Annotated in this window: 18 protein-coding genes; 7 read left to right on the forward strand and 11 right to left on the reverse strand. The window is 38.2% G+C overall.

Annotated elements, in window-relative coordinates; translation table 11 throughout:
* Positions 1-9: 9 nt before the first annotated feature.
* The gene (locus B3600_RS25235; protein ID WP_112373909.1) at positions 10-936 is read left to right on the forward strand and encodes a hypothetical protein; all 927 of its coding nucleotides are present in this window, start codon (positions 10-12) and stop codon (positions 934-936) included.
* Between the two features lie 295 nt (positions 937-1,231).
* On the opposite strand, the gene B3600_RS25240 is transcribed toward B3600_RS25235, so the two are convergent.
* The 5 genes from B3600_RS25240 to B3600_RS25260 all read right to left on the reverse strand — a co-directional run bounded on the left by B3600_RS25240 (position 1,232) and on the right by B3600_RS25260 (position 9,467).
* Positions 1,232-4,978 (reverse strand): HAMP domain-containing sensor histidine kinase, encoded by a 3,747-nt coding sequence (locus tag B3600_RS25240; RefSeq protein ID WP_286754820.1) that lies wholly within the window; start codon positions 4,976-4,978, stop codon positions 1,232-1,234.
* A gap of 170 nt (positions 4,979-5,148) precedes the next feature.
* Complete coding sequence (locus B3600_RS25245; RefSeq protein ID WP_175441957.1) at positions 5,149-5,922, reverse strand: succinate dehydrogenase/fumarate reductase iron-sulfur subunit; 774 nt, start codon at positions 5,920-5,922, stop codon at positions 5,149-5,151.
* A 14-nt stretch (positions 5,923-5,936) separates the two neighbouring features.
* On the reverse strand, positions 5,937-7,871 hold the full coding sequence (locus B3600_RS25250) for a fumarate reductase/succinate dehydrogenase flavoprotein subunit (protein WP_070561950.1): 1,935 nt from the start codon (positions 7,869-7,871) through the stop codon (positions 5,937-5,939).
* Between the two features lie 57 nt (positions 7,872-7,928).
* Positions 7,929-8,699 carry a succinate dehydrogenase cytochrome b subunit gene (locus B3600_RS25255; RefSeq protein ID WP_112373907.1) on the reverse strand — a complete coding sequence of 257 codons (771 nt, stop codon included), beginning with the start codon at positions 8,697-8,699 and terminating at the stop codon, positions 7,929-7,931.
* A gap of 171 nt (positions 8,700-8,870) precedes the next feature.
* Complete coding sequence (locus B3600_RS25260) at positions 8,871-9,467, reverse strand: porin family protein (RefSeq protein WP_046674910.1); 597 nt, start codon at positions 9,465-9,467, stop codon at positions 8,871-8,873.
* 87 nt (positions 9,468-9,554) lie between these two features.
* On the opposite strand from B3600_RS25260, the gene B3600_RS25265 reads away from it, so the two are divergent.
* From B3600_RS25265 to pruA, 6 genes are all read left to right on the forward strand, one after another.
* The gene (locus B3600_RS25265; protein ID WP_112373906.1) at positions 9,555-9,764 is read left to right on the forward strand and encodes a hypothetical protein; all 210 of its coding nucleotides are present in this window, start codon (positions 9,555-9,557) and stop codon (positions 9,762-9,764) included.
* Positions 9,761-10,102: a tRNA-binding protein gene (locus tag B3600_RS25270; RefSeq protein ID WP_112373905.1), complete on the forward strand. Its 342-nt coding sequence runs from the start codon at positions 9,761-9,763 to the stop codon at positions 10,100-10,102. Before B3600_RS25265 ends, B3600_RS25270 begins: the two co-directional genes overlap by 4 nt.
* A 9-nt stretch (positions 10,103-10,111) precedes the next feature.
* On the forward strand, positions 10,112-10,579 hold the full coding sequence (locus B3600_RS25275; protein WP_286754821.1) for a nucleoside deaminase: 468 nt from the start codon (positions 10,112-10,114) through the stop codon (positions 10,577-10,579).
* Positions 10,580-10,680: 101 nt separating this feature from the next.
* A complete protein-coding gene (locus B3600_RS25280) occupies positions 10,681-11,289 on the forward strand; it encodes a superoxide dismutase (protein ID WP_070561962.1) in 609 nt (202 codons plus the stop codon).
* A 150-nt stretch (positions 11,290-11,439) separates the two neighbouring features.
* Positions 11,440-12,087, forward strand: a complete 648-nt coding sequence (msrA, locus tag B3600_RS25285) for a peptide-methionine (S)-S-oxide reductase MsrA (protein ID WP_286754822.1) — start codon at positions 11,440-11,442, stop codon at positions 12,085-12,087.
* Positions 12,088-12,255: 168 nt separating this feature from the next.
* Positions 12,256-13,893 carry an L-glutamate gamma-semialdehyde dehydrogenase gene (gene pruA / locus B3600_RS25290; protein ID WP_070561966.1) on the forward strand — a complete coding sequence of 546 codons (1,638 nt, stop codon included), beginning with the start codon at positions 12,256-12,258 and terminating at the stop codon, positions 13,891-13,893.
* A 55-nt stretch (positions 13,894-13,948) separates the two neighbouring features.
* Here pruA and B3600_RS25295 read toward each other — a convergent pair whose 3' ends face one another.
* The 6 genes from B3600_RS25295 to B3600_RS25320 all read right to left on the reverse strand — a co-directional run bounded on the left by B3600_RS25295 (position 13,949) and on the right by B3600_RS25320 (position 19,944).
* Positions 13,949-15,130 (reverse strand): metallophosphoesterase family protein, encoded by a 1,182-nt coding sequence (locus B3600_RS25295; RefSeq protein ID WP_286754823.1) that lies wholly within the window; start codon positions 15,128-15,130, stop codon positions 13,949-13,951.
* Positions 15,131-15,149: 19 nt separating this feature from the next.
* Positions 15,150-15,917 (reverse strand): endonuclease/exonuclease/phosphatase family protein, encoded by a 768-nt coding sequence (locus B3600_RS25300; protein WP_286710089.1) that lies wholly within the window; start codon positions 15,915-15,917, stop codon positions 15,150-15,152.
* A gap of 191 nt (positions 15,918-16,108) precedes the next feature.
* The gene (gene recA / locus B3600_RS25305; protein WP_286754824.1) at positions 16,109-17,134 is read right to left on the reverse strand and encodes a recombinase RecA; all 1,026 of its coding nucleotides are present in this window, start codon (positions 17,132-17,134) and stop codon (positions 16,109-16,111) included.
* Between the two features lie 67 nt (positions 17,135-17,201).
* Positions 17,202-17,879, reverse strand: a complete 678-nt coding sequence (gene nth, locus B3600_RS25310; protein WP_070562044.1) for an endonuclease III — start codon at positions 17,877-17,879, stop codon at positions 17,202-17,204.
* Between the two features lie 167 nt (positions 17,880-18,046).
* Positions 18,047-18,238, reverse strand: a complete 192-nt coding sequence (locus B3600_RS25315) for a hypothetical protein (protein WP_139144906.1) — start codon at positions 18,236-18,238, stop codon at positions 18,047-18,049.
* 80 nt (positions 18,239-18,318) lie between these two features.
* Positions 18,319-19,944 (reverse strand): S8 family serine peptidase, encoded by a 1,626-nt coding sequence (locus B3600_RS25320; protein ID WP_286754825.1) that lies wholly within the window; start codon positions 19,942-19,944, stop codon positions 18,319-18,321.
* Between the last annotated feature and the right edge of the window lie 48 nt (positions 19,945-19,992).

Genomic DNA, 19,992 nt, shown 5'->3' on the forward strand with positions numbered 1-19,992 from the left:
CAGTATATTATGATAAATTCAGAAGTTGTTTCGAGTAAGAAAGAAGAAGAAAAGAAGAAAGATTCTTCGAAGATTTACTTCTTTATCATTGCGATAGCAGCATTACTTGCAACAAACATATATTTTTATGTCAAGTTTAAGACCAATGGTGAAAAGGTCTATACACTTACAGTAGAAAAAGAAAATCTGCAGGTACAAATCGATCGTATTGAAGCTGAATTGGATAAAATTGATGTAGAAAATGTCCAATTGACGCCAGAGATGACTGTGCAGAAGGATGATTCTAGGGCGGAGATCGCAGTACTTCGTAAAAAGCTTGAAAATAAAAGTATTACTCCAAAAGATATTGATGATGCACAGCACAAGATCAATCAGCTTAAGAAGCAGGTGGATACTTATCGTGTAAATGTGCAACGGCTGATTCAGGAAAATCAAATTTTATCGAAGCAAAACTCCAATTTGAGCGAATCTGTAGTTGAAAAAGAAAAACAAATTACTTCTTTAGTTACATCAAATTCGGACCTGAAAGAGAAAGTTGCAACTGCTTCAGCATTGAAGGTTTCAAGTATCAGTATAAATGGACTTGAAGTCAAAAAGAATGGAAAGGAAGTCGTAGAAGAACGTGCTAAAAAAATCGATAAGTTAAAAATCAACTTTACCGTTGCTGATAATCCGTTAGCTAAAAGTGGAGAACGTGATATATATGTCAGAATTATCGATCCACAGGGAAATCTGGTCGTGCAAGGTGATAATATTTTCTATGTACATGGAGAGAAATTGCAATATACCTTTAAACACAATATTTTATTTACCAACAAAGGTGAAGATTATATCGTCTATTGGGCAGCAGAAGAGGGGTTCTCAAAAGGGGCCTATACGGTTTTGCTATATGAAGATAATGCAATCATGGGACGATCTACGGTTGTGTTACGTTAAAAATAAATGAACTATTAAACAAAAAAGCTCTNNAGAGCTTTTTTGTTTAATAGTACGCTGTTTGTGTTAGGCTGATCCTTGGAACGTCGTAAGAATAGGACTATTCCCATTTATCGTTCAGTTTTATGTAATCAATGTTTGAGATATAAGGAGCCTAACTGAACGCCCTAGTTTTATTTACATTACTTGAATGTGGTAGCCTCTTATTTATGTACTTGGAACGGCTCATCTTATTATTTAGATGCTTTGGGTGCAGTATCCTATCCGCTTTCTTGGATGTCTGATTACAGTTGATTTAAGATTCTATCTGTTGCAAAGGAAGCAGTATATGAAACGTTGTACCTTCGCCTTCTACAGTCTCAAAATAGATTTGCCCGTTACAGGCTTCAATTGTCTTTTTGACAAGAACTAGTCCTAAACCGTTTCCGGAACTCTTTGTCGTGAAATTAATCTGGAAAATTTTATCCTGCATCTCTTTGGGAATCCCATAACCGTTGTCTTTGATATCTATCTTGACAAATTTGTCTGAGTAGCGTTCAATGGAAATCTCGATCTTCATGTTTTTTCGTCCATAACCGCCCTCAATCGCATTTTTTATCAAATTATTGAAGGTTCTTAATAGCTCATTACCATCTGCTTTAACGATAAGGGTTCTGTGATCCGCATTGTTAATGAGACGAATACTTACATTTGGTGTATTGTTGTACAAGGAAATGGACTTTGTTACTTTCTCTACAATATTGATGTTTTCCATTACCGTATTTGGGAATTTTGCAAAATGTGAAAATTCTGAGGCAATATGCGTCAATGCATCGATTTGTTCGATGAATGAAGTGGAGAATTTATTGAAGCGATCCGGAAATTTAGGGTCCTCGTCTTTGTAAGATCTACGGAGTTGCTGAATGCCTAATTTCATTGGTGTCAACGGATTTTTGATTTCATGGGCAATCTGTTGAGCCATCTCACGCCAAGTTGATTCTCGCTCGGTATCTTTGATCTTATTAGCATAGTCCTCCAGCTTTATGATCATAAGATTATATTCTTTGATCAATGTACCTATTTCATCATTTCGTTGCCAAAACAGAGGCTCGTTGGGCTGCCCCAGGCGTAGTTGTGAAATCTTCTTACTGATGATGCTCAATGGATTGGTGACACTGTTGGCCACAAACGTCGCATAAAATCCAAAGCCTATAATAATCAGCGAATAAATGTTCACTATGGTATTTAAAAGAAGATTCTTATTGATATTTTCTTCCTTCTGAAGTGAGAAGTTTGGTATACCTATATAAGCCAGTGTATTATAGTTTTTATCCCTGATGGTGGCGTAGCTGGTCTCAAATTGGAAAGTGCCAATACGCTCATCTTCAATTGTCTCCGATTTTTTTAAGATGGAAAGATTTTTCAGTGCAGCCGGATTAATGAAAGTAGAGAAAAGCTCCAGATCGTAGATTCTACGCTGCGAACTGTAAAGTAACCTGCCTGATTTGGAATAAAGATTGAAGTCTTTGGAAATTGTTTCGGATAATGTCTTGAGAATACTAATCAGCTGCGTTTCGGTGGATGTTTCATCTGTGTAGGTCAACATATTTTCCATCCGTTTACCCAGCTCGATAATAAAGCGCTCTTTACTTGCTTTATTGTTATTATAAAGCTGCTTGTTGATACTTATATATGAAATTACCGCTGAAATAAGAATAGCCAGAATTACCGATGAGATGATGGAAGTCTGAATACGTGTAGAGTACTGTATTTTATTTACTATTTTGTAGAACTGATACTTTAAATTACGGAAAGTTAGCTTGGTATTTTTAAGAAAGATATAGAGTGATTTTATGAAATGGAAAAGCATGAAAATCATAAAAAATACCAAGAACAGAAATGAAGTCGTCGCTAGATAATCCCAAAAAGAAGGTTTTTGTTTACTGATAACGTATGTAGAGAATTTATTGGCAACATAAGCCATATGTAGGTATGCATCTCGGTCGAGTACTTGAATATATTCCCCTGGAACACCTTTCAGCCCCCTCAAATTGTTCTCGTAAGTATATTTCCCAAACTGTGTTATTAAGGAGCCGCCTTTATAGAGGGCTATCGAATAATCTCCTTTATTATAATATTGCGAATTGTTAATCCGCATATCGGTAAGGATTTCGGGATAGGGAACCGTATAGCTAAAATCTTTATTGGAAAGATTGACGATAACATTGACAATTCTATTTTGGTCAATGGTGACAGGGATGATGGAGAAGTATTCATGCGTACCTAATTCCGCACTGGAACGGTAAAAGTTCTGCGTGACTTTTATCGACTTGTTGATTACTTTTTCTCGATATTCATTGATCTTATTCTGACTGGCTGGATTGAGCGGAATATTATTCTGATCATAATAATATGCTTTGAACTCATATTTGGAAAGATAGCCACTAAAGTACTTTTTCTTGATGAAATCGTTGATCCCCTCAGTATTGGTATAGGGGAGACTGATATTAAATAGGTGTTTTAATTCTTGATCGTTTGCTAGGCTACTTTCAATATCGGAGAACAATGAAACAGCATTGACATCATCTTCTGATTGTAGGTTACTCAATAAGATCTTCATGTCAATTAAGTTCCGTTCCTGATAGAAACGAGCGTGCGTGATTGCACTTATGATTGCCCAAAGTATCAGTACGGCGATATAATTTGTTAATATATGTCGGTCGAAATACTTCTCGCCAAATGATTTAATCAGGATGATCAGTGCAAGTAACAAATTGACCAGGCTATTTTTCTCAATATAAAAGGAAATGATCAGGATGACAAAAATGACACATGCCAGTTGAATGTTGAGTAGCTGCGTCGGTTTTAACTCTAATTTTTTAAGAAAAAATAGGACAAGATCAATGTAGATGCTCAAGGCCAAAATACCCATGCCAACAATGCCTAAATCTACCCAACTTAGGAAATGTAAATCGACAAGTTTTGTGAAATCAAAATAGATGTTGTTGGAGTGCGTAATCAGGGTACCAGCGATGTCATACAATAGACCGAACGACAGGTATATACTTAGAATAAATCCGATTGCGATAGGAATTCTGAAGAGTCGGATGTTCTTTATCTTGTCGAAATTGAGCTCTTTGCGAATTGAATAGATAAATAGAATCAACCATAACACCAATATGGTGGTGGACATCACGGACCATATATTGGGGAAGAAGCGATTGTAAGCGTAATTGCGCGAATCGAAAATTGAAAATGTCGCGTTTTCGGACAGCAGATTCCATTTAAGATCGGTAAATTTGACGAGGCTAAATACCGATAATAGCAGTAATGCAGACCACCAGGCCCTTCCTGTCTTGGCCATATGTAGGCAGAGACTATTGAAGAAGATCAGTAATGCGATCCAGGCAAGTAGCCAACAGAAGAATTGCAAAATCGTATAGGCATTTTCATGCTCTCCGTCTTTTAGCTTAACAGAGAATAGATAAGACCCTTCATTGCTATAGATATTTTTAATGGTGACCGTGTCTGTATAGGAGGCAATGTCGATATTTCGAGAGTCGAAGAAGTTCCTCCGCAATGAGCTATTTAAATAGGGGTTGTTGTTATTTGTATAGCCTTTTACAATAATATAGGCGAGTATACTGATATTGCCAATTGTTTTTTTTCGAACAACGTAAGAACGGTTATCATCCTGAATAAAATTGGATTTTTCCGGAAATCCCTGATCTGTAATTGGCACAAATAAATGCGTGCTCCACATCTTCGGTTCATGGTCCTTAAAGAGAAATAAATAAACCTTCTCATTGGTTTTGAACTTTTCAAATGCCTGATAAACTGCTATTGGGTACTGATCGTAGTTTTTAAATGTTTTGAGCAGGAGTGAATCATTAAAAATTCGGTCGACTTTTTTCTCTTGTTGAGCGATATAATCATTGAGTGATTTTGTATCAATGTCCAGTATTTCCTTATTGGTAACAGATTCTTTAATGGTGATAGCTGTTCCTATAAAGCATAAAGTCAAGATAAGTAGGAGTAATCGAATTTTTATACCAGAATTCACGTTCGTCAATTTACATTATTGTAAATATAAAAAAAAGTCCTTGCTTTCTTAGGGCAAGGACTTTTATATTATTTTCTGAATAGCCTATTTTAATTGGCTAGAAAGAATCTTCAATCGGTTTCTTAAGCTTTGTTAACGCTATCGAAAACACGAAGGATTTTAATTGCTTATTAAGCGTGCGGTTCTTCTTGTCTGAAGATTTTAGCAGTCAAGTACTCACGGTTTAAGCGAGCAATGTTTGTTAATTTGATTCCTACAGGACATTCTGCTTCGCAAGCACCTGTATTGGTACAGTTACCGAAACCTTCAGCATCCATTTGATCTACCATTGCCTGTGCACGTTCGTAACGCTCAGTTTGGCCTTGAGGTAATAAGGCAAATTGAGATACTTTTGCAGACACAAATAACATTGCAGAAGCATTTTTACATGCTGCAACACAAGCACCACAACCGATACATGTAGCCGATTCAAATGCTTCGTCAGCGATACGTTTAGGAATCGGAATAACATTGGCATCAGGAACACCACCTGTATTAACATTTACATATCCACCAGCTTGTTGAATGCGGTCAAAAGCCGTACGGTCTGTTGCAAGGTCTTTCAATACAGGGAATGCAGCAGCTCTCCAAGGTTCAATCACGATAGTCTGTCCATCGTGGAAGCTACGCATATGCAATTGACATGTTGTTGTACCTTCTTTAGGACCGTGAGGGCGACCGTTGATGACTAATGAACACATCCCGCAGATACCTTCACGACAGTCGTGATCGAAATATATAGGATCTTCTCCTTTACGAGTCAATTCTTCATTGACAATATCAAGCATCTCTAAGAAAGACATATCATCAGCGATATCGTTTGCCTGATAAGTTACAAATTGACCTTTATCTTTATCATTTTTTTGACGCCAAACTTTCAGCGTTAAATTCATATGTTGTGCCATGATAATTTTCCTTCTTATTTATAACTTCTTTGTGTTAACTGAACGTTCTCGAATACCAAGTCTTCCTTGTGTAATTCCTCAGGTACATTGTCTCCTTTGTATTCCCAAGCAGATACATAGGCGAATTCATCATCGTTACGTTTTGCTTCACCTTCTTCAGTTTGGCTTTCTAAACGGAAGTGACCACCACAAGACTCCGCGCGTTGCAATGCATCGACTACCATTAACTCACCTAATTCTAAGAAGTCAGCTACGCGACCAGCTTTTTCTAAAGAAAGATTTAATTCTTCATTCTCTCCAAGGACTCTAACGTTTGTCCAGAATTCTTTTTTCAACTCTTGGATCAAACCTTGTGCTTTTTGTAAGCCTTCAGCAGTACGAGCCATACCACAGTATTCCCACATGATGAGACCTAGTTTTTTGTGGATATCATCAACCGTTTCAGTACCGTTTAAAGACAACAATTTGTTGATTTTGTCTTCAACTTCCTTACGTGTAGATTCGAATGCCGGATGGTTGTGATCTACTGGTGCGAATGAACCTAATTTAGCTAAGTAATCACCCACAGTGTAAGGAATTACGAAATAACCATCGGCAAGACCTTGCATCAATGCCGAAGCACCTAAGCGGTTTGCGCCGTGGTCAGAGAAGTTACACTCACCCAATGCATACAAACCTGGGATTGTAGTCATCAAGTTGTAATCAACCCATACGCCACCCATTGTATAGTGAACAGCTGGATAGATACGCATTGGTTGTTTGTAAGGGTTCTCGTCCGTGATTTGGTAGTACATGTCAAATAAGTTACCATATTTAGCACGTACAGCATCTTCGCCTAGACGACCGATAGCTTCTTTAAAATCCAAGAATACCGCAAAACCAGTTTTACCAACACCACGACCATCATCAACAGCTTCTTTTGCATTACGAGATGCCACGTCACGTGGTACCAAGTTACCGAATGAAGGATATTTACGCTCCAAGAAATAATCTCTGTCGTCTTCTTTGATGTCATTGGCTTTGATCTCACCTTTACGCAATCTTTCAGCCATTTCTTGAGTTTTAGGAACCCATACACGGCCGTCATTACGTAGAGACTCTGACATCAATGTCAATTTAGATTGGTGATCACCTGTTACCGGGATACAAGTTGGGTGAATTTGCGTATAACAAGGGTTTGCAAAGTAAGCACCACGTTTGTGCGCTCTCCAAGCTGCTGTAACGTTACATCCCATTGCATTTGTCGACAAGAAGAATACGTTACCGTAACCACCAGTACACATCAATACTGCATGTGCAGCATGCGTTTCGATTTTACCTGAAACCAAGTCACGAGTGACGATACCTTTAGCATGACCATCGATCATAACTAAGTCTAACATCTCATGACGCGTATACGATTTTACTTTCCCTTTTTTGATTTGACGGTTTAACGCTGAATAAGCGCCCAACAACAATTGTTGTCCCGTTTGACCACGTGCATAGAACGTACGGCTAACTTGCGCACCACCGAAAGAACGGTTGTCTAATAGACCTCCGTATTCACGCGCAAAAGGAACACCTTGAGCAACACATTGGTCAATGATGTTGACAGATACCTCAGCCAAACGGTAAACGTTTGCCTCACGTGAGCGGTAGTCACCACCTTTGATTGTATCGTAGAATAAACGGAAAACAGAGTCACCGTCATTTTGGTAGCTCTTTGCTGCATTGATACCACCTTGTGCTGCAATAGAGTGCGCACGACGAGGTGAATCTTGATAACAGAATGTAATTACATTATATCCTAATTCAGCTAAAGACGCTGCTGCAGATGCACCAGCAAGACCTGTACCAACAACAATAACGGTAAATTTACGTTTGTTAGCAGGGTTAACCAACTTAAGATTAAATTTATGATTTGACCACTTTTGGGCTAATGGGCCCGCTGGTACTTTTGAATCTAACATATCTCTTAATTTTATATTAATGAATAGAGCTGCTGCTCTATCTTAAAAGATTCTGAATTATTTAAAGAAGAAAAACAATGGCATTAATACAAAGCCAATTGGGATTAAAACTCCAAATACCCAAACACCTATTACTCTGATGATTCCAATATATCTTCTGTGGTTAAAACCTAAAGTTTGGAATGCAGATTGGAAACCATGAATTAAGTGGAATGCCAATGCTGCCATCGCAATAACATACAATGCGACCAATGCAATATTTTGGAATGCAAAGTCAACTTGCTTGTACAAATCTCTCGCTTTTAAGATTTGAACATTGTTTTCTACCGTTTCTTGGTAGTCGTGGAATTCAGAAGCTTGAAGTTCTCTCGCTGTGGTTTGTCCAGTTGCCAAATCAGTACGGTATTCGATGTACGGCACTTCATCATTGTGAAACTTCCACCAAAAATTAGACATGTGCGTAGCTAAGAATACTAAAATGACAGTACCTAAGATACCCATGTTGCGTGAATTCCACTTGCTGTTTGCTTGACCATCATATTTGGCATAACCAATAGGACGAGCGGCCTTGTTTTTCATCGACAATGTAATAGCGTAGATGACGTGAACAATGACCGAAGCATACAATAAGTAAGAAACAACTTTGATTGGTGTAAAGTGAGTCATAAAATAGGCGTACTTGTTGAACGCTAGACCCGCATCATCTTTAAATAATTGCAAGTTACCAACCAAGTGAACAACTAGGAATAAACATAGGAAGATTCCTGTTAAGCTCATGATTAGCTTCTTCCCAATCGAAGAACTGAAAACTGGCTTTGATTTACTCATTATCCTTGTAATTTAATTTGAATTAGGCAAATCTACTATTTGCTATTAAATATGATACCATTTTGACAAGAAAAAGCAATAATTTAGAACGGTTCTAAAGTTTATACAATTAAAAAGTCCGTTTTGAATAAAAACGGACTTTTCAATTGCATATAAACAAGGTTGGACGAACTATAGAATACTGAATAATCTATAGCCTAACCCGATACTCCACATATTGATTTTTGGATTTGCCTGACTCTCGTTATTGACTTTGTTTAAGCCCATTTCGTATCTAACATCGACACGTAAACTTGAAATGTCAGCTCCTACGCCAAATGCCCAAGCTGTACCACTTTTTTTGTAGTTATTGGGATTCAATTGGTCGATGACTTTATCTTGCTTATCATCTACTTTAAACGAAAATATTGGGCCAGTTTGAATTCTCGCGCCAATCGGCCCTAAGCCAAAACGTTTGCCCAATAATACTGGAACATCAACTGTTGTAAATTTAACATCTGTAGATTCCCCATTTTCAGCTTTCACTGTTGTGTTTTTACCTGTTAAGTACACCTCAGGTTGAATATGGAATCCCAAAACACCAACACGTCCATAAAGACCAGCTTGGTAGCCTGCTTTCGTGTCGGAATTGAAATATTTGCCATCGCTTTTAAGTTTGGAGAAGTTCAAACCTCCTTTTACACCCACCTCAAAACCAGGCAAAAGCTGCGCTTGTGCCGTTGCTACGCTACCACAAATCAAAAGTAATGCTGGTAAAATCTTTTTCATAATCTTTTATTTATGTATATATTGTATCTTTAAACAAACTTTTACAGTTCAGTAAAGATATACAAATTTTATACCTAAATCTGAGTTATGCTGAAAATTAACGAAGAACAGTGGCAAGTAGCCAAAGAAAAACTCCGTCGCAAGTACAACCACTTAAGTGATGAAGATTTAGCTTTTAAAGCTGGAGAGGAGGATAAACTGATTGATCGATTGTCTTCTCGTTTGGGCCGTAAACCTTCCTATGTTTTATTTACGATAGGTAAAGAGATCCAGGATATTAGTAGCAACCGATTATGAGTGATGCCATTAGTTGGACCGATTTTGAGAAAGTGGATTTACGGGTAGGAACTATTTTAGAAGTAAAGGACTTTCCGAAAGCTAAAAAGCCAGCCTATCAATTGAAACTTGATTTTGGAGATGAAATTGGTATTTTACAAAGTAGTGCCCAGATTACAGTACACTATAACAAAGAAGAGTTGATTGGAAAGCAAGTGGTCGCAGTTGTGAACTTTCCCAAAAAGCAGATCGCTAATTTCTTTTCGGAGTGTCTCGTGACCGGATTTGCCGACGAAAATGGCGATATTATTTTGACATCCGTCGACAAAAAATTACCAAATGGATCTAAACTTAGTTAAGTTTGTACCATGACATTTATAGATTTTGAAGGAACACAACTCATCGATAGTGACGAGTCGTTCATGCGTATGGCATTGAACGAAGCTAAGGTTGCATACGAAGAGGGGGAGGTACCTATTGGAGCAGTTATTGTTCATCGAGGACGTGTTATAGGGAAAGGTCATAATTTGACGCAGCGATTGAATGATGTGACAGCTCATGCTGAGATGCAGGCTTTTACAGCAGCTGCTAATTACCTTGGAGGCAAATACCTGGATGAATGTACATTATACGTTACCATAGAACCTTGTATTATGTGTGCCGGAGCGGCCTATTGGACACATATTGGTAAAATAGTCTATGGCGCCAAAGATGAAAAGCGTGGCTATTCTCATTTTCACGATAAAATATTACATCCCAAAACAGTCATTACACATGGTATTTTGCAGGAAGAATGTGCTGATTTGGTAAAATCATTTTTTCGTCAAAAACGGTAAGGAAATAATGGATTTATTGTAACACATAAAAACATAACCGTGTATATTGTGTTATATTTGTATGTATAAACGAAGTAATAAACATTTAAATTAAAATAGATATGGCATTTGAATTAGAAGCGTTACCATACGCAGCCGACGCATTGGAACCACATATTGACAAAACTACAATGGAAATCCACCATGACAGACACCATCAGGCATATGTGGATAACTTAAATAAAGCAATCGCAGGTACAGACGCTGAGAACTTATCGTTATTGGATATCATTAAAAATGTAAGTAAATATTCTGCAGCAGTACGTAACAACGGTGGTGGTCATTACAATCACTCTTTGTTTTGGAAAGTTTTAGGCCCAAATGCTGGTGGAGCTCCAACAGGTGAATTAGCCGAAGCAATCAATGCAACATTTGGTTCATTTGATGAGTTGAAAAAGCAACTTCAAGCAGCTGGTGCAACTCGTTTTGGTTCAGGATGGGCGTGGTTAATCGTTGGTGCTGATGGTAAATTAGCCGTAACTTCTACACCAAACCAAGACAATCCTTTGATGGATGTTGCTGAAGTAAAAGGAAATCCTATTTTAGGTATCGATGTTTGGGAGCACGCTTATTACTTGAAATTCCAAAATAAGCGTCCGGCGTATTTAGAAGAAATTTTTAATGTTATCAATTGGGATGCCGTAGCACAAAACTATGCTGCAGCAAAATAATTGAACATTTGATAGAACCATAGAAAAGCGACAATACTAATTTATTGTCGCTTTTCTATTTTATAAACAAAACCTCAGTTGTATTTGTTTATAAGACCATAGTAGAACACTACAGTATAATAGTTAACTCCACGATCATACCCGCTACTGATGAAAAATATTTTAATGCTATTAGCAGCACTTTTTATTTTAGGCTCCTGCCAGGGACAGCAGGCAAAAAAAGCTGATTTCTCGAAGTTACCGGCAAAAAATACGGCAAGTTTGGATACAGCGACATTTGCGGCAGGTTGTTTTTGGTGTACTGAGGCACAATTCAAAGAGTTAAAGGGGGTTGTACATGTTGTTTCAGGATATACTGGCGGATGGGTAGCAAATCCAAGTTATACGCAGGTTTGTACAGGGAGCACAGGGCATGCGGAAGCAACCAATATTATTTTTGATCCAAAAGTGATCAGCTACGACAAACTATTGGAGGCCTTCTTTGTCGCACATGATCCAACAGAGCTCAATCGCCAGGGGAATGATATCGGCACCCAATATCGCTCGGCTATTTTTGTGCACGATAAAGAGCAGCTTGACAAGACGCAGTATTATCTTTCGGCGTTAGAAAAAGAGCATGTTTTCAATAAACCTATTGTAACCGAAGTAGTTCCGGCAACAGTCTTTTATCCTGCAGAAGACTATCATCAAGATTATTACAGATTAAATGGGAAAGAACCATACTGCCAATTGGTGATTAAACCGAAATTGGAAAAATTTAAACGTATCTTTTCCAAGGTGCTCAAAGAGGGACAGTAACTTTGGGTATTCATAAAATTTGAGGTAATTTTACTTCTATTAACGCTATTTAGTATCATGCTAACAAGTTGAAACCATGGTTTCTCATGCAAATAATGGAACGAACAAACTTGATAGCTTCATGATTCATTGATAGCATTTTTTGGATGAATAATTAATAATTGTAATATGTCTAAAGGATTTTTTACAGTTCCTGTTCCTACCAATGAACCGGTGTATACTTACGCTGTCGGAACGAAAGAACGTAAATTGTTGAAAGCAGCAATTGATGAGGCACGTTCGAAACAAATCGATATCCCAATGTATATTGGTGGTAAAGAAATCACTACTTCTAAAAAAGTAAACCTAGCTCCTCCACATGACCACCAACATATTTTAGGTCAATACAATCAAGGCGATAAATCTCACGTAACAGATGCAATCAATGCTGCTTTGGCGGCAAAAAAGGATTGGGAAAATCTTACTTGGGAGGATCGTGCTGCAATCTTTTTAAAAGCTGCTGAATTAATTTCGGGAAAATACCGTTATGAGTTGAATGCTGCTACAATGTTGGGGCAATCGAAGAACCCCTATCAGGCAGAAATTGATTCGGCATGTGAGATTGTGGATTTCTTGCGTTTCAATGTACAGTACATGAGTGAAATCTATAAGCAACAACCTCCTATATCAGGTAAAGGTGTTTGGAACCGTGTAGAACAACGTCCTCTTGAAGGTTTTGTATTTGCATTGACTCCATTTAATTTTACAGCTATTGCGGGTAATTTACCGTCGTGTGTTGCAATGATGGGTAATGTTGTTGTATGGAAACCATCCAATACCCAAATCTATTCAGCAAATGTATTGATGAAAATTTTCCGTGAAGCTGGTCTTCCGGATGGTGTAATCAACTTGGTGTATGTTTCAGGTCCTGATGCAGGTGATGTGATTTTCCAACACCCAGATTTCGCAGGTATCCATTTCACTGGCTCAACAGGAGTATTCCAAGACATTTGGAAAACGATCGGTAACAATATCCACCGTTATAAAACATATCCACGTATTGTTGGTGAGACTGGTGGTAAGGATTTTATCGTTGTACACCCTTCGGCTGATTTGAAGGTTGCGAATACAGCTTTAGTTCGTGGTGCTTTTGAATACCAAGGCCAGAAATGTTCTGCTGCCTCACGTGCATATATTCCTAAATCATTGTGGCCAGCATTGAAAGAATCTATGACGAATGACGTAAAATCTTTTACAATCGGCGGAACAGAGGATTTCACGAACTTTTTCAATGCTGTCATTGATGAGAAGTCGTTTGATAAATTAGCGAAGTATATCGACAGAGCTAAAGAATCTAATGAAGCAGAAATTGTAGTTGGTGGTACATACGATAAATCTAAAGGATATTTCATCCATCCAACAATCATTGAGGCTTCAAAACCAGATTACGAGACCATGGTTGAGGAATTGTTCGGACCTGTGCTGACGGTATATGTTTACGAGGATGCTAAGTTTGAAGAAACGTTAGCTATTGTTGATACAACATCTATTTATGCCTTGACAGGATCAATCATTGCGCAAGATCGTTATGCCATTAATTTAGCAACAGATAAATTGAGACATGCTGCGGGTAACTTCTATGTGAATGATAAGTGTACAGGTGCTGTCGTAGGTCAACAACCGTTTGGTGGTGCTAGAGGTTCGGGTACAAACGACAAAGCAGGATCAATGATCAATTTGCTTCGTTGGGTATCTCCTCGTACAATTAAAGAGACGTTTAATCCAGATACAGATTATAGATATCCTTTCTTGGAAAAGGGAGAATAAAGAAGCTAGCATAACAGCTTTGTTAAAATAGAAAAGGCGCTTATAAAGCGCCTTTCTATTTTTTAAATAATCCCAATTCTGTTCCGTCGTCTCTAGTCATCCGAATATTCAATGACTTGTTGTTCCCGGCCACATCGATGATGGTTCTTTTCCCCACTTTTGGACCACCACCTATAAAGACAGGGTAATTGTGGTCTTTATCTGCTGGATAGTATCCATATTGATGGGTGTGGCCCGAGATCATGGCATCAATTTTATATTTCTGAAACAGGGGATGGAAACATGCTCTGTTATCCAGGGTGCCATGCCAGTCGTCCGAATGAAAAATTGGAATATGGCTAATGACAACAGTATGTTGAGCACGCTTTCTTTCTTTGGATTGGAGGACCTGTTCCAGCCATTGAGCCTGTTCTTTTCTGTAGTTATCGTAATCGACTGTTCCGGCGTATACCTCATGATTGTCAGGCTTGTCTTCGCCACTGTCTAGCATGATCCAAAAAATAGGCCCTCTTTTAAAGGCTTGGTAATACTTGTTGTCCGGATAACCAAAATATCGTTTGAAATTACGTGCGAAAGATCCCCTTGTCTCATGGTTTCCTCGATTCATGATGAATGGTTTGCTTGTCGCAAAAAATTCAATTGGCTTTAGCAATTTCTCTGTGATATCTTGCTGATTGGTGACATAATGAAATGAGTCTCCATTTATCACAAAGAAATCGTAAGGCGCGATATCCTGATTTGGGATAAGGTCATGATAACTGCTCTTTTCCTCATGTACATCGTTATATACAAGACAGCGAATCTGCTCTTGATCGCTCTTGGCTAATTTAGCCTCAAAAATAGGTGTTTCTATTTCTTGGCCATATACAATTTTATAAGGATCGAATTTTTGGACTTCCTTCGCCTTGATGCGATAGCGAAATGAGCGCGGCGCGTCCTCAATTGTAAAATGAAAAAAGTCAGTATTGGCGTTGATCATCCCATCTTCGGATTGGTAGATTTTTTTATGGACATTTCCTGCGTTATCGAGAATCTCGAGCCAAGCAAAAGCCTCTTTGCTCAAAATTGTAAAAATACTGACGCCTGTTTCCGTTTGATTCTGTAGATAGGCAGGTACGAGAAAACTGAACTCGCCTTCTGCCTCATTTGCTTCTTTTTCTTGCGCGACGCTTATATTCGGTAATGTAATCCCAGCCAGCGCCAGGACTTCTAAAAATCTTCTTCTGTTAAAATTCATATTTAAAGGTCACAAGTGGTTATTTAATATTTATCTCGACATATAATGGACGATGATCACTAGCGTATTTCTCGTCCAAAATTCGATGGTTAGAAAACCTTGCGGCAACTGTTTTATTGATCATGATATAATCAATTTCAGTAGTGGGTTTATCTTGAGGAAACGTAAATCCATTGGCAATACTGCTTTTTGTAAATATTTTGCTAAGTTCAATAATCGCTGGATCATTGGGCTCGGAGTTCAAATCACCGACAAGGATGGTGGGTAACTTTTCGTTTTTGAAGCGATTGGTGATGAATTTTGCCTGTTCGATTTTGTTTTTGTCTTTCAGGTCAAGGTGTGTATTCGCAAATAAGAGTTTCTTTTTGTGAATAGTGACTTCGATTACAGATAAACTACGTGTTTCGCTTTCCACAGGTGAGGGTAGAAGGTGTTTTTCTACACGTTCAATCGGATTTTTTGACAATATGGCGGTGCCATATTCACCTTTATCCAAGTCTATTCCTTTGGAAAATATATAGTGCATGCCTGTTAATTCGGCTAATTTCTTGGCTTGATTTTCAAAATATGATCTACCGAGATTAACATCGATTTCCTGAAGACCTACAATGTCAGCTTTGGAATTTTTAATAATCTTGGCAACCGTGTCAAGATTGATAATAGATTCTTTTTCAGTGGGTGGGTTTCCATGATGGATATTGAACGAGAGTACGCGTATTGTTTGTGCATGTAGATGGAATACTGAGCTTAGCAGTATTAGAAGGAATAGAATTAGTTTACGATTCATTGTTTATATTAAGTTTAGCATTTGGATGTCAGGCGTTTTTAATTAGCCTTTCTAAAATTAATAAAATCTATGAGTACAAATTGAAAACTTTGGACATGTAACAAAATAATCATCTAAGCACTTGAACTTTCGCAAAAAAATAGCCATCCTAAACAGGATGGCTACCTACATTATACTAATTTTTACAGGAACTAGTCTTCGTTTTCCTCGGTGTTAAGCATTGGATCTTCTCCTGTCACTTCAGCGCGGATTTTAGCTTCAAGTTCGTCCATTAAATCTGGATTGTCGAATAATAAGGCTTTAACAGCGTCTCGACCTTGTCCTAATTTGGTCTCACCATAGCTAAACCAGGAGCCTGCTTTTTTAATAATACCATATTCAACACCTAGATCAATGATTTCACCTACTTTAGAGATACCTTCACCAAAGATGATATCAAATTCCACTATGCGGAACGGAGGGGCTACTTTATTTTTTACAATCTTCACTTTTACGCGGTTACCCGATACTTCATCAGAATCTTTGATTTGTGATGTACGACGGATATCTAAACGTACAGAAGCGTAAAATTTTAAGGCATTACCACCAGTTGTTGTTTCTGGGTTACCAAACATGACACCAATTTTTTCACGCAATTGGTTGATGAAAATACAACAACAGTTTGTTTTTGAAATTGTACCTGTTAACTTACGTAAAGCCTGAGACATCAAACGAGCTTGAAGCCCCATTTTAGAATCGCCCATTTCGCCTTCGATCTCGCCTTTTGGTACCAAAGCCGCAACGGAGTCAATGACAATAACGTCGATTGCACCAGAACGGATTAGGTTATCAGCAATTTCTAAACCTTGCTCACCATTATCCGGTTGAGAAATCAATAAATTTTCTACATCTACGCCTAATTTTTGAGCGTAATATTTATCAAAAGCATGTTCAGCATCAATGATTGCTGCAATACCGCCTTTTTTTTGTGCCTCTGCAACAATGTGAGTTGCTAAGGTAGTTTTACCCGAAGATTCAGGTCCGTATATTTCAATGATACGGCCTTTTGGTACACCGCCAATGCCTAAGGCGATATCCAAGCCTAGAGATCCTGTAGAAATAGCTTCGATCGGCTCAACAGCAGTATCCCCTAACTTCATAATTGAACCTTTTCCAAAGTTCTTCTCCAATTTATCTAACGTCAGCTGTAAAGCCTTTAGTTTATCTGTGTTGCTCATATTTTTAGTATATATTTCTCAAAATTAAAAATTAAAAATCATAAACCAAATATTTTCACTAAAAAAATTAGCTTTTTGTTTCTGATATAGCTGAAACACTTTTTATATGGTGATTTTTTTCAAAGTATTTGCACATATAAGTAATAGGGCATTTCTCACACATTGGTTTTCGGGCCAGACATATGTAACGTCCGTGTAAGATCAGCCAATGATGAGCAATGGCAATTGTATCTTTGGGTAGATTTTTTACCAACTGTTTTTCTACAGCCAATGGCGTTGTCGCACGATAGGTTAGCCCAAGACGATTTGCAACACGAAAAACATGGGTATCTACGGCCATAGCCGGATTATGATAAACAACAGATGAAATGACATTAGCAGTTTTTCGACCTACACCCGGAAGTTTCACAAGATCCTCAATTTTTTCGGGTACAATGTTGTTGAACTTTTCAATCAGTAGTTGAGCCATTCCAACAAGGTGTTTGGCCTTGTTATTTGGATAGCTTACGGATCGTATATAGCTAAACACCTCGTCTACACTAGAAGCTGCCAAACTGTGTGCATCAGGGTAGCGTTCAAACAATTTGGGCGTGACTTGGTTGATCCTTTTATCTGTACACTGTGCAGATAAAATAACAGCGACCAGTAATTCAAACGGATTACTATAGTTGAGTTCTGTCTGTGCGTCAGGACTATTTTTGGAGAAATAATCTACGAAAGCCTTGTATCGTTCTTGTTTTAACATCGGTTCAAAACTAACCAAAATTTCCATCAAAAAAGAAATTTTGAAACCTACTACATGGTGAATACTCTGATTTTAATGTGCAAAACGGAAGGGAAGTCTCAACTGTTTTGGATCATAGATAAATCAAGACGATATTAAGGTTAAAAAATAAGGCCTAATCTCCCAGATTAGGCCTTTCTTTTTTCCAGTTGTTTCGAATATGCCAGGATATTCTCTACACTTCTTTTGCTTGGATGAAGCAACATTTTTGGTAATTGAAGTTTCAATTCATTTTCTATGTCCTCGTCTGTCATTACCTTCTCGTTTTGGGTTAGCAAATTTTGAACTTCGTTTTCTGATTGGGTAAAGTTTTCTACCATAAGCATCTGTTGTTTTGTCTCTGTAAGTTAAATAATTAAACGGACAAAAGATAGTTTTGGTATAAAAAACGAGAAAATATTTATTTTTTCTTTTTGTTGGTATATTCTTCTGCTTTTATAATGGCGTTATAAGCATTGACGATTCCTCCGGTGACCGAGATGTCCGCTAATCGAACCGTTTTGGTGGCATCTTCACCAACCTTTATCTGTACCAGTTGGTTCGGCTTTTCCACCGATTCCATAATAATCTGTTTGGTTTCCACCGCGCTCAAATTGGGATAATAAGATCGAATCATTGCCGCCAGACCAGCGACAACGGGCGCAGCCATACTCGTGCCCTGTTCTTCTTTATACTTGGAATCTGGTACCGTTGAGTTGATGTGGACGCCAGGAGCAAAAACGTCGACCGTTTTTTTGCCATAATTGGAAAAATCGGCTAATAGTTCATTGTCCAAATGAAGACCGGTTGCGCCTACGGTGATCCATGCATTGGCAACTCCGGTGGTATCACCTTTTCCATCCGTATAATACTTCATTGGAAAATTAGGTTCTATATCGTTATCTTCACTGTCATTTCCTGCGGCATGAACCATCAATACATCTTTGGATTCAGCATATCTGATGGCATCGTCTACGGCCTGCTTATTATGGGCATAACTTTTCCCAAAGCTCATGTTCAGTACTTTGGCTCCGTTGTCTGCAGCGTAGCGAATAGCATTTGCGACGTCTTTGTCACGCTCATCACCATCAGGGACGAGTCTAACCGTGAGTATTTTAACGTTATCCGCTACTCCATTGATACCGATATTATTATTGCGTTTTGCACCGATAATTCCTGCGACATGGCTGCCATGTAATGCATCTGGTCCCTTTACGTCCGCGTTGCCATAATGGCGCTCTGAAGCATCTTCATAATTATCGCCAACAATAGGTCGAGAATCGTATGCTTTGTTTAAATGATAATCAACTTGATTGTTGAAATATTTTGCACCTTCGGTGATATCATCAAAAAATTTGGCAAAGCCGCCGTTGTGGATTTCATCCTTTGCATAGCCCAGTGCGATGCGTTGCGTATTTGTGGTCGCTTTGAAATTGTCTATGTCCTCCTGTGTGATATCCTCGGGCTTTTTACCTATTTCACGTACCACAGCGTCTATGTTGCGTTTGAGCGCATCGTACGAAAATTGACCCATTTTAGCTTCTTCTAGCTTGTTTTTATATTTGGCAAGCATTTTTTGATAACTAGCGAAAGCTTTTCGACCAGCTTCATTGAGTTCTGTTGCCGCTGTGATGTTTGCAAACTTTTCGTCCAGTATCCTAAGCTGTCTTGTCAGTTCAAGGTTGTCAAACTGAACATCTTCTCCATTGGCGTTTCCAATAAAGTTCCAGCCATATTTATCATTGATATAGCCATTGCCATCATTATCTATACCATTTGCAAGACTATCCTTCACATTGATCCACACGACATCTTTGAGGTCCTCGTGATAAACATCCACACCTCCATCCAATACGCCAACGATGACTGGAGTGGATTTTCTCCCTTTCAATAAAGTTTTATACGTTTTTTCGGTACTGATTCCCATAACCCCATCCGTTTTATAGTCCAAATTAAACCAATTTGCTGGAATGGTATCCGATTGTCCGAAAGAGATAAGTGGCAATGAGCCTAAAGCAATTAGATATAGTGATTTTTTTAAATTCATATGTAAATAATTCTTAATGAAGTGTCTGCTTTCAATGATTGCCATGAA

The sequence above is a fragment of the Sphingobacterium sp. UBA2480 genome (assembly GCF_002341965.1).
GTDB classification, from domain to species: domain Bacteria; phylum Bacteroidota; class Bacteroidia; order Sphingobacteriales; family Sphingobacteriaceae; genus Sphingobacterium; species Sphingobacterium multivorum.